Below are 19,110 nucleotides of genomic sequence, written 5' to 3'. Positions count from 1 at the left end.
TTGACTTTTGGCACGCTGTTGAGTTCTCAAGGAACGGTCGCTTCCTTTGTACTCACCCTCTCGGGCTTTCCTCCGGGCTTCCCTTCGGTGTTTCCAACCTTACCAGATCCTTTTTCCGTTCCGTTCCCGGTCGGAATTCATTTCCGGTGGCCGTTGGAGGGCCTTTGCCTTATCGATTGCCTTTCGGCTCTCTTTCGGCGAGTCCGACTTTATCAGAAGTTCTCGGCCGGTCTGACCGGCCATTCGTTACTGAGTAAATCGGAGGTGGCTTCAATGTCTCGGAGAGAGCTCTCCGTTGTGAAGCAAGATCGATTCTAACGATCAGCCCCGAACCTGTCCAGTTCTAGGCAACTGTTTGAATCTACCTCCCCGTCCCACCCGTGTCAACGGGTCTTCCGGGGCGAAGAGGAGACTAGCAGCTCACGGGAGGTCTCCGCACATCAGGCGGCCGTGGGGACGAGCGCGCTGCGCTCGGCCTCCTCGACGTCACCTGTCTCGCCGGCCCGGGCGGCTCGGCCGCCGAGGACGAAGACGTAGGCCAGGAAGGCCAGCTCAGCCACGACTCCGATGCCTATGCGCGCCCAGGTCGGCAGGCCGGAGGGGGTGACGAAGCCTTCGATGGCCCCGGAGACGAACAGGACGAGAGCCAGCCCGATGGCCATGGCCACGGCGGCGCGGCCCTCTTCGGCCAGGGCCGTGCGGCGGCTGCGCGGTCCCGGGTCTATGAGGGTCCAGCCGAGACGGAGTCCGGTTCCCGCGGCCACGAAGACCGCGGTGAGTTCCAGCAGCCCGTGCGGCAGGACCAGGCCCAGGAACGTGTCGAGGCGGCCGGCCGAGGACATCAGCCCGAAGCCGACGCCCAGGTTCAGCATGTTCTCGAAGAGGATCCAGAGAACCGGGAGGCCGAGAAAGACGCCCAGGACCAGGCACATCGCGGCGGCCCTGGCGTTGTTGGTCCACACCTGGGCCGCGAAGGAGGCCGCGGGATGGCTGGAGTAGTACGTCTCGTACTCGCCGCCGGGGCGGGTCAGCTCGCGGAGCTGGCCGGGAGCCGCGATGGTCGACTGCACGTCCGGGTGGGTGCCGATCCACCAGCCAAGTGCGATCGCGATGGCGGTGGATATGAGCGCGGTGGGCACCCACCAGTGGCGGGAGCGGTAGACGGCCGCCGGGAATCCCTGCCCGAGGAAGCGGGCGACATCGCGCCAGGATGCACGGCGGGTCCCCGTCACGGCACTGCGCGCGCGTGCCACGAGTTGGCTGAGGCGTCCGGTGAGCTGTGGATCGGGAGCGCTGGACTGGATCAGGGAGAGGTGTGTGGCGGTGCGCTGGTAGAGCACGACGAGTTCGTCGGCCTCTGCTCCGTTGAGGCGCCGCTGGCGGCGGAGAAGCGCGTCGAGACGGTCCCACTCTGCTCGGTGTGCGGAGACGAAGACGTCGAGGTCCATCGGGTCTGCCTGCTCCTCGGCTGGTCGTCGACTGCCTGTCGTGGCGGTGTCTCGTAGCGATGTCTCGTAGCCATGTCGCAGCTGTCAGCTTGTCGTACTGCGGCGCGGTGCGCCTTCAGCTTGGCAGACTTGCGCTGTACAGGGCAGACCAGGGGAAGGCGGCGGGCGTGAGTGAGCTGGTGACGGGTGAGGCGGTGGCGCTCGAGCTGCGTCCCGCGAGGCTGCCCAGCAGGGCACTCGCCGTACTGCTCGACCTGATCGTGGCCTTCACGGTCTACATCGGGGTGTCGATCGGTCTGGCGGCGGCCACGGCTTCGCTCGACGACGCCGCGCAGGTCGCCCTGGCGATCGCGACCTTCCTGCTGGTGCTGGTCGGTGCGCCGATCGCGGTGGAGACGCTGAGCCATGGGCGATCACTCGGGAAGCTGGCCTGCGGGCTGCGGGTAGTGCGGGATGACGGCGGGCCCATCCGGTTCCGGCACGCACTGGTGCGCGGCGCTCTCGGCGTGGTCGAGATCCTGGCGACGTTCGGGGTCGTGGCCTGTATCGCCTCGCTGGTCTCGGCTCGCGGCCGGCGGCTGGGGGACGTGTTCGCGGGGACTCTGGTCGTGCGGGAGCGGGTGCCCGTCGGGCAGACCCGTTTCGTGCCGCCTCCTCCGCCCTGGCTGGCGGGTCGCTTCGCCGAGCTGGACCTGTCGGCCGTTCCGGACGCGCTGTGGCTCGCCGTCCGGCAGTACCTGACGCGGATGCAGCAGCTCGACCCGCAGGTCTCGTGGGCGATGGCCGCGCGACTCGCGGGGGATCTCGCGACGCGCACGGGTGCTCCGGCGCCGACGGACATTCCGCCGGCCGCGTACCTGGCGGCGGTGGTGCAGGAGCGGCAGGCCCGTGAAGCCCGGCGGGCGTTCGCCGACCATACCTCTGCGTCCACCGGCGTCCCCGGCGCGTACGCGCCTCCGGTGCCCAACGCCTACGCGCCCCCGGTACCCGGCACGTCCTCCGCCCCCGCACCGCCGCACGTACCCGCAGCCATGCCTGCCGCGCCTGTCACCCGGCCGGCGGCCGCGCCCGTGGCTCCTGCGGCGACGACGGCCGAGCGGCCGGCCACCGGGTTCGTGCCGCCGGCCTAGGCGCGGCCCCGCCCGGCCCGTCGGATCTGCTGCTCAGTCCTCGGGGCCGGCGGAGAACGACGGCGGTGACCGCAGGTCCTCCAACTCGATTCCGGGGGCTGCCAGGACCACGTCACCGGCGAGGTGCACGGGGTGCTGTTCTCCGGTGTCCAGAGCTGTGACCTGGTATTCGTCCACGGTCAGCGGGCCGTTGTCAGTGGCGTGTGCTTCGCTTCTCAGCAGGGCCCAGGACTGGTCCACGGTGCGTGGGGCGAGGACCGGGTCCGTGAAGGCCACGAGGCGTACGCGGGTCGCGGCGGCGGAGGGGGTGAGGCGCAGGAGGCGGGCGGTGGCGACGAGGAACGCGGGGGACGTGCCGGTGAAGGCGTGGGCGCGCACATTGCCTTCGGTGGCATGGGTGCCGGTGGGGTCCGTACGGACCCAGGTGACGCCGTCGAGGGCGGCGGCGCGGACCTGCCAGCCTCCGGCGTGGAGTTCCAGGCGGATGGGGCGGCCGAGTTCGTCGAGGGCGAGATCGACGGAGCCGCCGTGGTCACCGGAGGGGGTGGTCACTTGGGAGACATAACGCCAGCCGGAGGGGCCGGGGGCGCACTGGAAGTGTTCTTCGCCGAGGGGAGTGTGATCGTGCGGATCGTGGAGCGAATAGCGGCCGCGGGGCATGGGGGTCCTGGGGCTTGACGGGGCGTGGGTCCGGCCCTCGGACCTGCGGTACGGCCGCGCGGGCGGTCGACGGGCCAAAGGGGCAGGCCCCCGGCACGGGGGTGCGGGGGCCTGCCTCGGCGGACCGGAGGACCTGCCGCCGGGAGAGCGCGTCGGTGCACGGGTGCGCTTCCCGGTGGGCGGGTCCCGGACTCAGTAGCGGTAGTGGTCCGACTTGTACGGACCCTCGACCTTCACGCCGATGTACGCGGCCTGCTCGGGGCGCAGCGTCGTGAGCTTCACGCCGAGCGAGTCCAGGTGCAGGCGGGCGACCTTCTCGTCGAGGTGCTTGGGCAGCGTGTAGACGCCGACCGGGTACTCGTCGGGCTTGGTGAACAGCTCGATCTGGGCCAGGGTCTGGTCCGCGAAGGAGTTGGACATCACGAACGAGGGGTGGCCGGTGGCGTTGCCCAGGTTCAGCAGGCGGCCCTCGGAGAGGACGATGATCACCTTGCCGTCGGGGAACTTCCAGGTGTGGACCTGCGGCTTGACCTCGTCCTTGACGATGCCGGGGATCTTGGCGAGGCCGGCCATGTCGATCTCGTTGTCGAAGTGGCCGATGTTGCCGACGATCGCCTGGTGCTTCATCTTGGCCATGTCCGAGGCCATGATGATGTCCTTGTTGCCGGTCGTGGTGACGAAGATGTCGGCCTTGTCGATGACCTCGTCGAGGGTCGTGACCTGGAAACCGTCCATCGCGGCCTGGAGGGCGCAGATCGGGTCGATCTCGGTGATGATCACGCGGGCGCCCTGTCCGCGCAGGGACTCCGCGCAGCCCTTGCCCACGTCGCCGTAGCCGCAGACGACCGCGGTCTTGCCGCCGATCAGGACGTCGGTGGCGCGGTTGATGCCGTCGATCAGCGAGTGGCGGCAGCCGTACTTGTTGTCGAACTTCGACTTGGTGACGGCGTCGTTGACGTTGATCGCCGGGAACAGGAGGACGCCGTCGCGCTGCATCTCGTACAGGCGGTGGACGCCGGTCGTGGTCTCCTCGGTCACGCCGCGGATCTCGGAGGCGAGCTGGGTCCACTTCTGCGAGCCGTCCGTGATGGTGCGGTGCAGGAGTTCGAGGATGACGCGGTGCTCGTCGGACTCGGCGGTGTCGACCGAGGGGACCTTGCCGTCCTTCTCGTACTCGACGCCCTTGTGGACGAGGAGGGTGGCGTCACCGCCGTCGTCGAGGATCATGTTGGGGCCGCCGGTGGGGCTGTCCGGCCAGGTCAGCGCCTGCTCGGTGCACCACCAGTACTCCTCCAGGGTCTCGCCCTTCCAGGCGAAGACCGGGACGCCCTGCGGGTTGTCGGGCGTGCCGTTCGGGCCGACGGCGATGGCGGCGGCCGCGTGGTCCTGGGTGGAGAAGATGTTGCAGGACGCCCAGCGGACCTGCGCGCCCAGGGCGACCAGAGTCTCGATCAGGACGGCGGTCTGCACGGTCATGTGCAGGGAGCCGGTGACGCGGGCGCCGGCCAGCGGCTGGGTCTCGGCGTACTCCTTGCGGATCGACATCAGGCCGGGCATCTCGTGCTCGGCGAGGGTGATCTCCTTGCGGCCGAAGTCGGCCAGGGAGAGGTCGGCGACCTTGAAGTCCTGTCGGTTGTCGACAGTCGTCATTGCGAGCTGCTCCTCGGGTTGGGTCGAGGGTGGGTACGGCTGGTCTGCGCGGCGGCGGACACCGGGTGCCCGAGAAGAGGACACAGGCGTGCCCGCGTGCGCGCAGCGCAGTCCGTCGGAGGCCCTCTCTCCCTCGGACGGTCCGTCCGGGACCGCCCGACCGCCATCAGCAGCGACGTCTGGCTCCGTCCCAAGCTACACCGGAGGAGCGGGCCGCCCCCAGTCCGCCTCCGAACAGATCACGCCGTTCGAGGGGATCAGTGGCCGGCGGGGTGCGGGGTCGGGCCGCCCGGGGTGGCTTCCGGGTCGGGGCCCTTGGCGGCCTCCGCCTCGCTGTAGATGTCGGGTTCCAGGTAGATCACGCGGGCGATGGGGACCGCGGTGCGGATGCGGACCTCGGCGGCGTTGATGGCCTTGGCGACCTCGGCGGCGGTGTCGTCGTGCTGGACGGCGATCTTTGCGGCGACGAGGAGTTCCTCGGGGCCGAGGTGGAGCGTGCGCATGTGGATGATGCCGGTGACGGTGTCGCCGTCGACGATCGCGGCCTCGATCTTGTTGACCTCTTCGGCGCCGGCGGCCTCGCCGAGGAGGAGGGACTTGGTCTCGGCGGCCAGGACGAGGGCGATCAGGACGAGCAGGACACCGATACAGACGGTGCCGATGCCGTCCCAGACACCGTCGCCGGTGAGGACGGCGAGGCCGACGCCGCCGAGGGCGAGGACCAGGCCGATGAGCGCGCCGAAGTCCTCCAGGAGGACGACGGGCAGCTCGGGGGCCTTGGCGCGGCGGATGAACTGCGACCAGGACAGCTTGCCGCGCAGTTCGTTGGACTCCTTGATGGCCGTCCTGAAGGAGAAGCCCTCGGCGACGACCGCGAAGAAGAGGACGCCCACCGGCCAGTACCAGTGCTCGACCTCGTGCGGGTGGCTGATCTTCTCGTAGCCCTCGTAGATGGCGAACATGCCGCCGACCGAGAAGAGCACGATGGAGACGAGGAAGGCGTAGATGTACCGCTCGCGGCCGTAGCCGAAGGGGTGTTGCGGGGTCGCCTCCCGCTGGGCCTTCTTGCCGCCGATGAGCAGCAGGAACTGGTTGCCGGAGTCGGCGAGCGAGTGGACGCCCTCGGCGAGCATCGACGAGGAGCCGCTGAACGCGAACGCCACGAACTTCGATGCCGCGATCGCGAGGTTGGCGCCGAGTGCCGCCACGATCGCCCTGGTGCCGCCTGACGCGCTCATGAGTTCGCGTTGCCCCTTCTCGTTCTCGTCTTCACCGGTGCTCGTCTTCACCGGTGAAGACGAGCACCGGGACCCGTCTTTGCCCGTGCTTTGCCGGTGGGTCATTCTTGCAGCCCCCGCAACGGGGGACACGGACGCCCTCAGACGACCACCGTGGCACGGAACACCGTGCCCGCGCCCGACACCTCCGCCTTCTCGGCCGCCGGGACGAACACCGAACGGCCGGGGGCCAGGTCGTACTCGCCGACGCGTACCGCACCGGCCGTGCAGAGCAGGATCTGCGGGGTGGGCAGGGTCAGGTCGTGGGCCTCGGTGCCCTCGGGGAGGACGTACCGGGAGAGCCGGAACTCGTCGATCGGCGTCTCGTAGACCTCCTCGCCGTCCGGGGCCGCCTCGGGACGCAGCACGCCGGCGTCGCCCGCCTCGAAGCGGACGATGCGCAGGAGTTCGGGGACGTCGACGTGCTTGGGGGTCAGGCCGCAGCGCAGGACGTTGTCGGAGTTGGCCATGATCTCGACGCCGAGACCGTTGAGGTAGGCGTGCGGGATGCCGGCGCCGAGGAAGAGGGCCTCACCGGGCTGCAGGCGGACGTGGTTGAGGAGCATGGCGGCGATCACGCCGGGGTCGCCCGGGTAGTGGTGGGCGATGTCGGCGTAGGGCAGGTAGTCGCCGCCCAGGCGGGTGCAGGCGGCCGTGGCCTCGGCGACCGTACGGGCCATCTCCTCGCGGTCGGCGGTCAGGATCGCGGTGAGGACCTCGCGCAGGGCCGCTTCCTCGGGGTGGGCGCGCAGCAGGTCGACGTACGGCTTGAGGGAGTCGACGCCGAGGCCGTCTAGGAGTTCGGCCGTCCGCTCCGGGGCACGGAAGCCGCACAGGCCGTCGAACTCGGTGAGCGCGCAGATCAGTTCGGGCTTGTGGTTGGCGTCCTTGTAGTTGCGGTCCGGGGCGTCGATCGGGATGCCGCGCCGCTCCTCGTCCTCGAAGCCTTCCCTGGCCTGTTCCAGGTCGGGGTGCACCTGGAGGGAGAGCGGGGCGCCGGCGGCGAGGATCTTGAGCAGGAAGGGCAGTCGCGGGCCGAACCTGGCCACCGCCTCCTCGCCCAGTTCGGCCTTCGGGTCGGCGTCGATGACCTCGACGAGGGTGCCGCGCGCGGTGCGCGAGGGGGCACCCGGGTGCGCGCCCATCCACATCTCCGCCTGCGGCTCGCCGCTCGGCTCGACCCCGAGCAGCTGCGGGATGGCGGTCGGGGAACCCCAGGCGTAGGGGCGGACGGTGTTGTCGAGGAGATCCATGGCTTCTCTCTGGGCGTTCTCTCTGGGCGTTCTCTCTGCGGGCGGGGTGAACGTGGGCAACGGTGTGGCACGGCTCACGTGTTCACCGCGTGTTCGCCACCGGTTCGCCTTCGGTACGGCCCTCAGCTCGTCCTTCGTGCGGCGGGTCCGGTGCCGGTGTCCACTTCAGGCCCCCGAAGCGAGCGTCAGGTAAACGGCGGCGAAATCCGTGACGGCGATCAGTTCCGCCAGGGTCTCCAGCTCGTCGCCCGCCCCGGGTTCCAGCTCGCTGATGGGGGTGTCGTGGCTGAGGGCGAGGTCGCGGGCGGCGGGTGCGGCGGTGAGGCCGCCGATGGGTCGGTCACGGAGCAGCACCACGCGCGCGTGCAGCGCCGGCGGCTCGTCCACGCGGTCGCGGAAGAAGTCGTCGGGGTCGGCGCTGGCGGCGAGTGGCCCGGCGAGCAGGGCGGTGTGGACGGCCAGGGCTTCGGGGAGTTCGGCGACCAGGGCGGGGCGGCCGGCCAGCTCGGCGAGGGCGGCGGCGAAGCGGCGGCCGGCCGGGCCTGCCGAGTCGCCCTCGGTCCAGACCACGGGGAGCGCGTCGGCGAGTTCCACGGCGAGGGTCTTGGCCGGGTTGCTGTCGGTCACGATGGCCGGGCCGCAGCGTTCGGCGATGTGGTCGAGGCGGTCGGCGACCTTCTCCAGGGCGTCCGGCGGGGCGGTGACCAGGCCGACGCGGTCGAGGAGCGTGAGCAGCGGGGTGAGCAGTGCCCACAGGACGCCCGGAGAGGAGCCGGCGAGCGGTTCGTCGTGGTCGTACGGGGCCGTCGCCATCGGCATGAACAGGCCGTGGGCGCCGGCCACCGCCTCGGCGAGCGGTGTGTCGGCCGGAGCGACGGCGGCGACCGAGCAGCCGCGTCGGTAGGCCTGGTCGGCGAGGAGGGAGAGGCTGGGTTCGGTGCCGTCCGGGGTGGCGATCAGCAGCAGGTCGACGGAGCCGGGCCAGCCGGGGAGTTCCCAGCGCAGGGCGCCGGCGGCCGGGGCGACGCCGGTGGGTGCGAGGCGGATGACGGGGCTGCCGGGGCCGGCCAGCGTGCCGAGGAGGTCGGCGGCGTGGGTGGCGGCGACGCCGGGGCCCGCGATCAGGACGGCGCGGGGGCGGCCGTCCGGTTTCAGCTCCTGGACACCGGCCTCGGTGGCGAGCCGGGCGGCGGTGCGGACGCGGGCGCCGGCCTCGGCTGCGCCACGCAGCAGACCTCGGCGGTCGGCCTCCGCGAGGGCCTCCGGGGTGTCGAGCAGCGTTTCGTCGAGCATGGAGCGGCCTCCGGTTGCCGGGGTCCTGATGTTTCGCGGTTGTGGGGTCCGCCCCTTACGCCGGGCGGCGGGCCTCGTCGACGAGGAGGACGGGGATGCCGTCGCGGACCGGGTACGCCAGGCCGCAGTCCTGGCCGGTGCAGATCAGCTCGGAGTCCTGCTCCTTGAGGGTGGCGTGGCAGGCCGGGCAGGCGAGGATCTCCAGGAGGCCGGCTTCGAGCGGCATGCGGGTTCCCTTCGGGGTGGATGTTCGCGTGCGGTCAGGTTACCGCCGGTGGGGTGGGTTGGGCTGGCCACGGGTGCCGGGCGGCCGTCGGCCGGGGGACCGCCCAGGTGACTCCGCCCCCTGGTCCCCGGAACCTTCGCCCACCCAGCACCCGACTCGGACGACCGAGAAGCGTGCGCCGGGGGCGGCTCGGCCGGTGGAGAGGGCGCGGGGTGCGGGGGTGGTTCGGAGGCCGGGGGTGCCGCGGTGTGGCGTCTGCCGTCCGCGGCACCGTTGTGGCTGGTCGCGCAGTTCCCCGTCCCCCCTTACGGGGCGGACAGCTCGGCGCACGCCCATGGGCGAGGAACCCGGTCGGGCCCCGCGCCCGTGGGCGACGAGTCCGGTCAGGCCCTGATGATGGCCAGTACCTCGTCGCGCACCTTTGTCATCGTCGCCTCGTCCCGTGCCTCCGCGTTGAGGCGGAGCAGCGGCTCCGTGTTGGAGGGGCGGACGTTGAACCACCAGTCGGTGGCGGTGACGGTGAGGCCGTCGAGGTCGTCGAGGGTGACGTCGTCGCGGCCGCCGTAGGCCGCGCGGATCGCGGCGAGGCTGGCCTGCTGGTCGGCGACCGTGGAGTTGATCTCGCCGGAGCCGGTGTAGCGGTCGTACTGGGCGACGAGGGCGGAGAGGGGGCCGGGCTGGCCGCCGAGGGCGGCGAGGACGTGCAGGGCCGCCAGCATGCCCGTGTCGGCGTTCCAGAAGTCCTTGAAGTAGTAGTGGGCCGAGTGCTCGCCGCCGAAGATCGCGCCGGACCTCGCCATCTCGGCCTTGATGAAGGAGTGGCCGACGCGCGTGCGGACGGGCGTGCCGCCGTTCTCCCGGACCACCTCGGGGACGGTCCAGGACGTGATCAGGTTGTGGATGACCGTGCCCTTGCCGCCGTTCTTCGCCAGCTCCCGTGCGGCCACCAGGGCCGTGATCGCCGAGGGGGAGACCGGCTCGCCGCGCTCGTCCACGACGAAGCAGCGGTCCGCGTCGCCGTCGAAGGCCAGGCCGAGGTCGGCCGACTCGGCTCGCACGCGCTGCTGGAGGTCCACGATGTTGGCGGGGTCGAGCGGGTTGGCCTCGTGGTTCGGGAAGGTGCCGTCCAGCTCGAAGTACATCGGGACGAGGGTCAGCGGCAGGCCCTCGAAGACCGTCGGGACCGTGTGGCCGCCCATGCCGTTGCCCGCGTCGACCACGACCTTCAGCGGGCGGACGGAGCTCAGGTCGACGAGTGAGAGCAGGTGGGCCGCGTAGTCCGACAACGTCTCGCGGGAGGTGATGGTTCCCGGCGTGGCGGCCGGCTCGGGGGCGCCCTCCCGCGACCAGCGCTCGGCCAGTTCCCGGATCTCCGCCAGGCCCGTGTCCTGGCCCACCGGCGCGGCTCCCGCGCGGCACATCTTGATGCCGTTGTACTGCGCGGGGTTGTGCGAGGCCGTGAACATCGCGCCGGGCAGGCCGAGGGCGCCCGAGGCGTAGTACAGCTGGTCGGTCGAGCACAGCCCGATCTCGGTGACGTCGACGCCCCGGGCCGCCGCACCGCGCGCGAAGGCGCGCGACAGGCCGGGCGAGGAGGGCCGCATGTCGTGGCCGACGACGATCGCGGCGGCACCGGTCACCTGGACGAACGCGGCACCGAACAGTTCGGCGAGCGTCTCGTCCCACTGGTCCGGAACCACTCCGCGTACGTCGTACGCCTTCACGATCTGCGACAGATCAGCTGCAGCGGCCACAGGCCAACCCTCCTGGATACTTTTGGTCGCCCCAAACTACCTGTCGCGGGTGCGGGTCAGGCATCGGCTCCCCCAGCGGGTCCGTCGCGGACACCCGGCTGTGATCTGCGGTGATCCGGTGCGGATCCCATCGGTAGGTGATCCGGTGCGGATCCCATCGGTAACGGTCCCGGTCGGTCGCAGCCGGCGCCCAGTCGATCGCAGCCGGTCCCGGTCCCCCGCACCGTCCCCGCTCACGGCAGCATCCAGCCCAGCACCGGCCCGCTCTGCGCCACCACGATCAGGCACATCACCAGCAGCAGCCCGAGGCTCCACGGCAGCACCCGGCGCAGCAGGTCGCCCTCCCGGCCCGCCAGGCCCACCGCCGCGCAGGCGATCGTGAGGTTCTGCGGGGAGACCATCTTGCCGAGCACGCCGCCGGAGCTGTTGGCGGCCGCCAGGAGTTCGGGCGAGAGGCCCGACTCGTGGGCGGCGCTGACCTGGAGGGCGCCGAAGAGCGCGTTGGCCGAGGTGTCGGAGCCGGAGACGGCGACACCGAACCAGCCGAGGACCGGGGAGAGGAAGGCCAGGCCCGCGCCCGCCGCCGCCACGAAGTGGCCGATCGTCGCCGCCTGTCCGGAGAGGTTCATGACGTAGGCGAGGGCGAGGACGGACGTCACGGTGAGGATCGCGAACCGCAACTCGCGTACGGTCGCCGCCCATTCCGCGACCGCCACGCGCGCGTGCACGCGCAGGACGGCCGCCGTGGCGACACCGGCGAACAGGACCAGCGTGCCGCCCGTGGCGACGACCGGCCAGGTGAAGAGATTTCCTCCGACCGGTTCGCCCTTCGGGTTGACGACGTCCAGGAACGGCCAGTCGTAGACCTGGTTCGCCTTCGCCAACCAGTCCTTGACCGGCGGGATCTGGGCGATCGAGAAGACGGCGATGATCAGGGCGTACGGGGCGTAGGCGCGCAGGACGCGGGGCCGTTCGTCGCGCTCGTCCAGGTCCTCGCTGCGGGCGCCCGTGAGGACGGCCGCGCGGACCTCCTCGGCCGCGGGCACGCGCGCGTGCGGTACGGCGAGCAGGGCGGCCGCGCCGGCCAGGGCGGCGCAGATGTCGGCGAGTTGGGCGGAGACGTGGTTGGAGACCGCGAACTGGGCGGCGGCGAAGGCGACTCCGCAGGCCAGGGCCGGAACCCAGGTCTCGCGGAGCCCGCGTGCGCCGTCGACCAGGCCGACCAGCACGAGGGGCACCACCAGGGCGAGGAGCGGGGTCTGGCGACCGACGACGGAGGCGACCGAGTCCAGTGGCAGGCCGGTGACCTGAGCGAGCGTCACCACCGGAGTGCCCATCGCGCCGAAGGCCACCGGTGCGGTGTTGGCGACGAGGGCGACGACGGCCGCGCGGACCGGGTCGAAACCGAGCGCGACGAGCATCACCGAGCAGATCGCGACCGGGGCGCCGAATCCGGCCAGCGCCTCCAGGAGGGCGCCGAAGCAGAAGGCGACCACGAGGGCCTGGATGCGCGGGTCGTCGGAGAGCCGCCCGAACGAGCGGCGCAGGACGTCGAAGTGCCGGGTACGGACCGTCATGCGGTACACCCACAGGGCGTTGACGACGATCCACAGGATCGGGAACAGGCCGAACGCGGCGCCCTGGACGGCGCTGGAGGCGGCCTGGCCGAGCGGCATGCGGTAGGCGAGCCGAGCGACGAGTACGGCGACGAGAAGGCCGCTCAGGCCCGCCAGATGGGCTTTCGTGCGGACCCCGCCGAGCAGGATCAGGACGGTCAGCAGCGGCAGGCCGGCGACGAGGGCGGACAGGCCGAGCGAGTCGGCGACGGGTTCCAGTACCTGGACGTACACGGGCGCCTCCCCGGATTCCGGCATGCGGAAAGCGATTTCCCGCCGACGGTCATCCGGAATGGTCGTGTCCGCGACAAGCGCGCGTCAATGGGCATGCTCCGCGAAATGCGCCCGCAGGGCGGGCAACGGCCGGAAAGCGTGCGTCAGTTGTCCGGTGACCGCAGCACCCGCAGGTGGCCGCGCCGGGCGACCTCCATCGGGTCCGCGCCGCGGCCGCCGCCCGCCTCGGCCGCCCGCTCCTGGGGGCGGGCGGCCTCGCGCACCGCGTTCGCCAGCGCTTCCAGGTCGTCGCCGCTCGGACGGGCGGGAGCCGAGCTGTCGAGGAGCCGGACGACCTCCCAGCCGCGCGGCGCGGTGAGGCGCTCGGAGTGCTCGGCGCACAGGTCGTAGCAGTGGGGTTCGGCGTAGGTGGCGAGCGGGCCGAGGACCGCGGTCGAGTCGGCGTAGACGTACGTCAGCGTCGCGACGGCGGGTCGGCCGCAGGCGGTTCGCGAACAGCGACGTACAGGGCTCACGACGTTGGACGGTACCGCACTCTTGAGCGGGCCGCGACGACTCTCCCCCAGGTCACTCCACCGTGTCGTACTGTGAAACGCCCCACACACCCCTTCCGACACGCCCTGCTGACCTGCGTGGAACGGATCGTCCGGGGGGCGCGGACGGTGCCTCATCCGGTCACGAGTCGGTACGAACACCGTCAATTGCCTTGAGTTCGCCGGTCTCGTGGAGATACGGAAACGAGCCCAACCTTGGCCGGAATGGTCATCCTGTGACATGCCGTCCCGGGCGGTGCCGATGCGTGGAGCGGCGCGGCCGGAGCCCGCGAGGACTACGCTTCACCAGTGATGGACAACCGTGTACCGCCCCGTGCCGCCGGCCCCGGGCCTCGTCGACGCGACCGCCACGGGCGGGGCATGCGCGGACCGATCGCACCCCCTCAGGTGCCGCTGGCCGCGAGCCGTGCCGACGTGTTCGCGGATCTGGTGCAGGACTCCGTGGAGCGCCTTGAGCGGCGCTGGCCGCAGCTCGCCGACATCGATTTCCTCGTGCTCGAGGTGCCCCGGCTGCAGGACCGGCACGGCGAGAGCTGGGACGACGAGGCGGTGCCGCTCGGCGGCATCATTCCCGCGCGCGAGGGACGCCGGGCCCGCGTGGTCGTCTACCGGCGGCCGGTCGAGATCCGCACCAAGGGGCGCGACGAGCGGGCCGCGCTGGTGCACGAGGTCGTCGTGGAGCAGGTCGCCGAGTTGCTCGGCCTCACCCCGGAGACCGTCGACCCCCGTTACGGCGAGGACTGAGCCCCCGGCGGCGACCCGCCCCCTCCCCCCGGCGCGCGCCTACTTCTGCAGCACCGCCACGTCCTGGTCCGCCTCCGGTACGGCCACCGTGCCGCGGTCGTCCGGGAGGGTCTGGATCGTGAAGCCCGGGACGCCGTCCTCGGTGGCCGCCAGGGTGCGGGCGCCGTAGACCGGGCCGCCGGAGACCGTCTCCACGGTCAGCGCGTAGGTGCCCTTCAGCCCGGACGGGACCGGGGCGTCGACGTTCTGGGTGGTGCCGGACTTGATCGTGAACGTCTTGGACACCGCCGTGCCGCCGCCGCTGCCCGCCGACGCCGTGACCTTGACCTGGGCGGTCGCGGTGGGCGCGGTCAGGGAGAGGGTGGTGCCCTTGCCGCTGTTGTCGGCGGACGTCGCGCGCGTGCCGACCGGTGCGGTCGCCGGGATGTACGCGGTCTCCTGGTTGCTGCCCTTGCCGCGGGTGACGCGCAGGGCGGCCACCACCGGGACGGACTGGTCGGAGGGGGTGAGGACCAGCGAGCCCGCCTCGCCGCGCGTGACGTCCCGGAGGTCGGTCGCGGTGGTCATGCCCGCCTTGACGTGCAGGGTCTCGTTGCCGGCCGGGGTGATCGTGCCGTCCGGGGAGGCCAGGCGCACCTTCAGGTCCGCGTCGTTGTCGCCGGTGGTGAAGGCGATCAGCCGGACGTCGGTGGCGTCCTTGGGGATGCCGGGCAGCACCAGGCTGCCGGACGGGTCGGCGGCTGCGGCCAGCCAGTCACCGCCGGTCTTGTCGTCCAGGGCCTGCACGCTCGCGCCGACCCGGCCGCTGCGCACGCTCACGTGCACGGTCAGATCGGTCTGGCGCTCGTCGGTGAGCGTGGACAGCAGGACCGGCTCGCTGGCGTGCGGCTGGACCGTGATGCCCTCCCCCACCGAGGACTTGAGCCGGCCGTCCTTGCCGTACAGCTCGACGTCGACCACGGCTGCGCTGTCGTCGGGGTTGGTGAGGTGCACGTAGTCGGTGCGGCTCGCGGCGGTGCTGGCGCCGGGGAACCAGAAGTCGGTGTCGGCCGCCGTGCAGGTGACCCCCTGGAGGCCGCGTCCGGTGCCCGCGGCGACCTCGGTGGTCTCCTGGACCGTCCAGCCGGGGGCGTACTTGCCCTCGGCGGTGCCGACGTAGGCGGGCCCGTCGGCGCCGGAGGTGTCCGCGGTGGCCGGCGTGCCGGGCGTCTTGGGGGTGAGGACGGGCTTGGCGGCCTTCTTCTTGCCGCCGCCGCTGCCCGTCCCGTCCGCCGACTGCTCGGTGGCGGCCTGGAGGGCCGCCTTGCCGTCACTCGTGGTGCCCTTGGTGACGGGCGTGAACGACGTGTACGAGGTCTCCGCGATGTCGGACAGGCTGGGCGCCGGACACAGCAGCGTGGAGCGCTCCACGGGCAGCTGGGCGGCCGCCTCGGCAGTGTGCGCGGGGGCGGTGGCCGGCGCGCTGAGCTCGGCGAACCCGGTGACCGCCGCGAGGGCGGCCGTACCGGCGAGCAGGGACAGGGTGGTGCGGTTCACTGCTGGCTCCCGTCGTGGTGCTCGCCGCCGGTGCCGTGGTGGTGCTGGGCGGCCGGGTCGTAGGCCGGGTCGTAGCCCTGCTGGTACGTCGGGTCGTACGCCCCCTGCCCCTGCTGGCCGCCGTAGGCGTACGGGTCGTACTGGCCGGTCTGGTAGGGGTCGTAGGTCTGCTGGTCGTAGCCGCCGGTCTGGTACTGGCCGGTGCCGGCGCCCTGGTACTGGTCGGCGTAACCGGTGTCGTAGCCGTCGGCCTGCGGGTAGGACGCCGGATCCCACTCGTCGTAGGACTGCTGGTGCGGGACGGCGGCCTGGGTCTCCTCCGCCGGGGCCGTCGGGAAGCCGGTGTCCTCCGGGGTCTCCGGGAACTCCTGGGCCTCCGACGTCTCCTGGAACTCCTCCTCGGCCTCCGCCTGGGCGCGCAGGCGGCGGGCGCGGCGGCCCTCGCCGTCGGTGGCCTGGGCGGGGATCGGCTGCTCCTCGGGGAGGTCGTCGTCGACGTCGCGGCGGCGGCCGGGCAGGGCGAGGACGACCAGGACGACGGCGAGCGCGCCCTGGGCCCACAGCCACAGGGTGTGGGTGAACGGGGTGTCGTAGCCGACGTCCAGCTTCCCGCCTGCGGCGGGGAGTTCGAAGCCCTGCGCCCACCCGTCGACGGTGGTGCGGGTCAGCGGCTTGCCGTCCAGGGTCGCCGTCCAGTCCGGGGAGGCCGAGTCGGCCAGGCGCAGGACGCGACCGTCGGCGCCGGCCGGGACGGTGGTGTGGATGTCGACGGGTCCGGCGGCCACGGAGACGGCGGTACCTGAGCCGCCGGCCGGCACGATCGTCGCGCGGGAGACCTGCTGGTCGACGCGCCACAGGGCGCTGCCGTCCTGCTGGCTGAGCCGGGACAGGCCGGGCGTGGCGTCGAGCACGCGCGTGATGTCGCGCGGCGCGCCCTTGTGGACCTGGACGTAGCGCACCGCGAACCCGCCGAGCTGCTCGGCCTGGTCGGCTCCGGAGCCGGCGACCAGGTTGGCGACGACCTTGTCGAGCTTGGCGTTCTCGCCGTCGGCGGCGGCCACCTCGGCGTCGCCCATGCGGGCGCCGGAGCCGCGTACCAGCATGTAGGTCACGCGCGCGGTGCTGTCGCTGTCGAGGACGAGGGTGCGGACCTGGTCGGTGGTGGAGCTGTCCTCGGCGACGAAGGCGGGCACCTGGGTGGGGTCGCGGCGCTCGACCGGGCCGTCGGCGCCCGCGATCATCCAGCCCGCGGCGAGCAGCAGCGGGCCCGCGGCGGCGGCGAAGGCGATCAGGGCGGCGACCGGCTGGCGCCAGCCGAAGCTCTGCTCGGCGACCCGCGAGCGTGCCCCGTCGGCGCCGAGTGCGGCGGCGGCCAGGATCGCGATGCCGTAGACGAGGGTCGCGGGACCCGCCCAGGCGGACTTGTTGGACAGGACCGCGAAGACCAGGCCGACCAGGGCGACCGCCCAGGCGGTGCGGACCGCCGACTGGCGCTCGGAGCGCAGCAGGGCGGCGAGCGCGGCCAGGACGACGCCGATGAGCAGCAGCCCGTCGACGGTGCCGGGGCCGCCCGGGCTGGCGCCGAGCAGGTCCAGGGCGGAGGCGGCCGAGGAGCCGTACTCCAGGCCGGCCTCGCGGAAGAAGCCGGACGGCAGCAGGGTCAGCGACCAGGGGGCGAGGACCAGCAGCGGGGTGCCGAGCTGGGCCAGCAGCCGCAGCCCGGAGGCGACCAGGTCGGAGCGGCGCACCGCGAGCACGGCGAGGCCGAGGACCAGGGCGATCGGCCAGACGATCGGCGTGAACGCGGTGGTGACGGTCAGCAGCAGTGCGTACGCCCAGGTGGCGCGCCAGCTACCACGGGCCCCGGAGGAGTGGGTGAGGCCGCTGGCCGCGATGCCCGCGCGTGCGATCAGCGGCAGCAGGACGGCGAGGACGGCGGTGCCGATGCGGCCGCCCGCGAGGGCGCCGGTGGCGGCGGGCAGGAAGGCGTAGGCGATGGCCGCCCAGGCGCGCAGCAGGCGCGAGGTGACCAGCGGGCGGGAGGCGAAGTAGGCGGTGAACCCGGCCAGCGGCACCGAGGCGACCAGGAGCACGGTGACCGCGAGCCCCGTCGAGCCGAACAGCAGTGACGCGAACGAGGCGATGATCGCGAGGTACGGCGGCGCGGCGGGGGTACCGCCGGCGCCGACCGCGTGCCAGGCGTCCAGGTACCGCGACCACAGCTCGCTCGCGGTGCCCGGGACGGGCAGCAGGGCGCCGCCCGAGAGGGCGCCGGAGCCGAGCAGGGCGCGGCAGGCGACCAGCGAGAACAGCAGCAGCACCAGGAAGAGCACCGGGCCCGGTTTGCGGGCGATGCGCCTGAGGCGGGCGAACTGCTCGATCTCCAGGAAGTCGGCGTCGTCGCCGCCGGGCCCGGACTCGACCGCGCCGCCGTGCCGGCCCGCCGCGGAGATCTCGTCGTCGGCTCCGAAGAAGTTGCCCGCGACCTGTTCGACGGTGGCCCGGACGGTGGCGCCGGGCGGCGGGAACAGGGGGCGCAGCTCACCCTTGTCGAGCTGTGAGCGGCCGCGCCTGCGCCGCCCGGCGATGATCCGCTCGGGCCGCAGCAGGGTGCCGAGGAGACCGCGGATCTCGTCGAGCGCCTGCCCGGGGACCTTGCCGACGAGGTAGGCGACGGTGCGCAGCAGGGTGCCGAGGACCAGCCGGAGCAGGATCCAGGGCAGCACGGCCGTGCGGGCGTTGACCAGCAGGGTGTAGATGGCGCCTGCCTTGTCCACCTTGTGCGGGGAGGTGGCGGTGCGGCCCGCGCAGTCGACGGTGCGGCGCTCGCGGGAGGCGGCTTCGGCGTGCCGTACGACGGCCTCGGGGGCGACCAGGACGCGGTGGCCGGCGTTGTGCGCGCGCCAGCACAGGTCGACGTCGTCGCGCATCAGGGGCAGCCGGCGGTCGAAGCCGCCGAGCTCCTCGAAGACGTCGCGGCGGATCAGCATGCCGGCGGTGGAGACGGAGAGCACGGGCCGCACGTGGTCGTGCTGGCCCTGGTCCTGCTCGCGGCGGTCCAGGCCGGTCCAGCGGCGGCCGGAGTTGGCGATGGTGACGCCGACCTCCAGGAGCTGCCGGCGGTCGTACCAGCCGCGCAGCTTGGGGCCGACGACCGCCACGTCGTCGCGGCCCAGCTCCAGCTCGTTGTCGACGACCCGGAGCAGCTGGGCCAGGGCGTCGGGCTCCGGGGCGCAGTCGTCGTGCAGCAGCCACAGCCACTGGACGGGCTCGCCGTGCGGCAGCTCGGGCATGTCGTAGGCGTCGTCGCGCCACTGGCGGGTGACCGGATCCCAGCCGCTGGGCCGCTTCAGGTACGGCAGCTCGTCCGGGGTGAGGACGGGCGCGGTGCGACTCGCCTCCTCGACGGCCTGGCCGAAGCCGGTGCGCCGGGCGAGGTGCAGGACGTTCGCGTCGCCGAGGGAGGCGGTGAGCTGCTGGGCGGAGTCGTCCGCGCTGCCGGTGTCGGCCGCGACGGCGTACTGGACCGGGCGCTCCTGGCCGAGCAGCCCGGCGAGCGCGTCGGGCAGCCAGCGGGCGCCGTCGTGGGAGACGAGCACCGCGGTCACCACATGACGCGGAAACTCTGGTGTGGCAGCGGTGTCTTGGGCTGCCGTGTGGCTGTGCACGGACATCGAGGTACGGGCCCCGGTTCGATGGACTGCGGTGGACTCCTGCGCCCGCTGGTGGCGGCGA

The 19,110-nt window shown here is 72.5% G+C and carries 14 protein-coding genes; 2 read left to right on the top strand and 12 right to left on the bottom strand.

What is annotated here, in order from left to right; translation table 11 throughout:
* Positions 1 to 440: 440 nt before the first annotated feature.
* A complete protein-coding gene (locus AB0472_RS37660) occupies positions 441 to 1,448 on the bottom strand; it encodes a stage II sporulation protein M (protein WP_366363499.1) in 1,008 nt (335 codons plus the stop codon).
* Positions 1,449 to 1,615: 167 nt separating this feature from the next.
* Here AB0472_RS37660 and AB0472_RS37655 point away from each other — a divergent pair, with 167 nt between their 5' ends.
* Positions 1,616 to 2,578 carry an RDD family protein gene (locus tag AB0472_RS37655; RefSeq protein ID WP_366363497.1) on the top strand — a complete coding sequence of 321 codons (963 nt, stop codon included), beginning with the start codon at positions 1,616 to 1,618 and terminating at the stop codon, positions 2,576 to 2,578.
* Positions 2,579 to 2,611: 33 nt separating this feature from the next.
* Here AB0472_RS37655 and AB0472_RS37650 read toward each other — a convergent pair whose 3' ends face one another.
* The 9 genes from AB0472_RS37650 to AB0472_RS37610 form a co-directional block, all read right to left on the bottom strand.
* Positions 2,612 to 3,238: a hypothetical protein gene (locus tag AB0472_RS37650; RefSeq protein ID WP_366363495.1), complete on the bottom strand. Its 627-nt coding sequence runs from the start codon at positions 3,236 to 3,238 to the stop codon at positions 2,612 to 2,614.
* Positions 3,239 to 3,430: 192 nt separating this feature from the next.
* Positions 3,431 to 4,888: an adenosylhomocysteinase gene (ahcY, locus tag AB0472_RS37645; protein ID WP_366363493.1), complete on the bottom strand. Its 1,458-nt coding sequence runs from the start codon at positions 4,886 to 4,888 to the stop codon at positions 3,431 to 3,433.
* Between the two features lie 257 nt (positions 4,889 to 5,145).
* A complete protein-coding gene (locus AB0472_RS37640) occupies positions 5,146 to 6,126 on the bottom strand; it encodes a cation diffusion facilitator family transporter (RefSeq protein ID WP_366363512.1) in 981 nt (326 codons plus the stop codon).
* 140 nt (positions 6,127 to 6,266) lie between these two features.
* A complete protein-coding gene (gene manA, locus AB0472_RS37635) occupies positions 6,267 to 7,418 on the bottom strand; it encodes a mannose-6-phosphate isomerase, class I (RefSeq protein WP_366363491.1) in 1,152 nt (383 codons plus the stop codon).
* Between the two features lie 165 nt (positions 7,419 to 7,583).
* A complete protein-coding gene (locus AB0472_RS37630) occupies positions 7,584 to 8,711 on the bottom strand; it encodes an SIS domain-containing protein (RefSeq protein ID WP_366363489.1) in 1,128 nt (375 codons plus the stop codon).
* Between the two features lie 55 nt (positions 8,712 to 8,766).
* Positions 8,767 to 8,937 (bottom strand): Trm112 family protein, encoded by a 171-nt coding sequence (locus AB0472_RS37625; RefSeq protein ID WP_366363487.1) that lies wholly within the window; start codon positions 8,935 to 8,937, stop codon positions 8,767 to 8,769.
* A gap of 383 nt (positions 8,938 to 9,320) precedes the next feature.
* The gene (locus AB0472_RS37620) at positions 9,321 to 10,691 is read right to left on the bottom strand and encodes a phosphomannomutase/phosphoglucomutase (RefSeq protein WP_366363485.1); all 1,371 of its coding nucleotides are present in this window, start codon (positions 10,689 to 10,691) and stop codon (positions 9,321 to 9,323) included.
* Positions 10,692 to 10,924: 233 nt separating this feature from the next.
* Complete coding sequence (locus AB0472_RS37615) at positions 10,925 to 12,541, bottom strand: L-lactate permease (protein ID WP_366363483.1); 1,617 nt, start codon at positions 12,539 to 12,541, stop codon at positions 10,925 to 10,927.
* A 143-nt stretch (positions 12,542 to 12,684) separates the two neighbouring features.
* Positions 12,685 to 13,107: a DUF3499 domain-containing protein gene (locus AB0472_RS37610; RefSeq protein WP_366363510.1), complete on the bottom strand. Its 423-nt coding sequence runs from the start codon at positions 13,105 to 13,107 to the stop codon at positions 12,685 to 12,687.
* 279 nt (positions 13,108 to 13,386) lie between these two features.
* Between AB0472_RS37610 and AB0472_RS37605 the strand changes: the two genes are divergently transcribed.
* Positions 13,387 to 13,839, top strand: a complete 453-nt coding sequence (locus tag AB0472_RS37605; protein ID WP_366363508.1) for a metallopeptidase family protein — start codon at positions 13,387 to 13,389, stop codon at positions 13,837 to 13,839.
* 39 nt (positions 13,840 to 13,878) lie between these two features.
* On the opposite strand, the gene AB0472_RS37600 is transcribed toward AB0472_RS37605, so the two are convergent.
* Both AB0472_RS37600 and AB0472_RS37595 read right to left on the bottom strand, forming a co-directional pair.
* Positions 13,879 to 15,375 carry a DUF5719 family protein gene (locus AB0472_RS37600; protein ID WP_366363481.1) on the bottom strand — a complete coding sequence of 499 codons (1,497 nt, stop codon included), beginning with the start codon at positions 15,373 to 15,375 and terminating at the stop codon, positions 13,879 to 13,881.
* A complete protein-coding gene (locus AB0472_RS37595) occupies positions 15,372 to 19,049 on the bottom strand; it encodes a glycosyltransferase (protein WP_366363479.1) in 3,678 nt (1,225 codons plus the stop codon). Before AB0472_RS37595 ends, AB0472_RS37600 begins: the two co-directional genes overlap by 4 nt.
* Between the last annotated feature and the right edge of the window lie 61 nt (positions 19,050 to 19,110).

The sequence above is a fragment of the Streptomyces sp. NPDC086777 genome (genome assembly GCF_040702065.1).
GTDB lineage: Bacteria > Actinomycetota > Actinomycetes > Streptomycetales > Streptomycetaceae > Streptomyces.
The sequence above is the reverse complement of the archived record's forward strand: the minus strand, read 5'-3'. Positions and strand labels throughout refer to the sequence as shown.

Coding starts and splice junctions, on each gene's coding strand:
- manA (WP_366363491.1), bottom strand. CDS start 7,418: ATGGATCTCCTCGACAACACCGTCCGCCCCTACGCCTGGGGTTCCCCG.
- AB0472_RS37630 (WP_366363489.1), bottom strand. CDS start 8,711: ATGCTCGACGAAACGCTGCTCGACACCCCGGAGGCCCTCGCGGAGGCC.
- AB0472_RS37625 (WP_366363487.1), bottom strand. CDS start 8,937: ATGCCGCTCGAAGCCGGCCTCCTGGAGATCCTCGCCTGCCCGGCCTGC.
- AB0472_RS37595 (WP_366363479.1), bottom strand. CDS start 19,049: ATGTCCGTGCACAGCCACACGGCAGCCCAAGACACCGCTGCCACACCA.
- AB0472_RS37605 (WP_366363508.1), top strand. CDS start 13,387: ATGGACAACCGTGTACCGCCCCGTGCCGCCGGCCCCGGGCCTCGTCGA.
- AB0472_RS37650 (WP_366363495.1), bottom strand. CDS start 3,238: ATGCCCCGCGGCCGCTATTCGCTCCACGATCCGCACGATCACACTCCC.
- AB0472_RS37660 (WP_366363499.1), bottom strand. CDS start 1,448: ATGGACCTCGACGTCTTCGTCTCCGCACACCGAGCAGAGTGGGACCGT.
- ahcY (WP_366363493.1), bottom strand. CDS start 4,888: ATGACGACTGTCGACAACCGACAGGACTTCAAGGTCGCCGACCTCTCC.
- AB0472_RS37640 (WP_366363512.1), bottom strand. CDS start 6,126: ATGAGCGCGTCAGGCGGCACCAGGGCGATCGTGGCGGCACTCGGCGCC.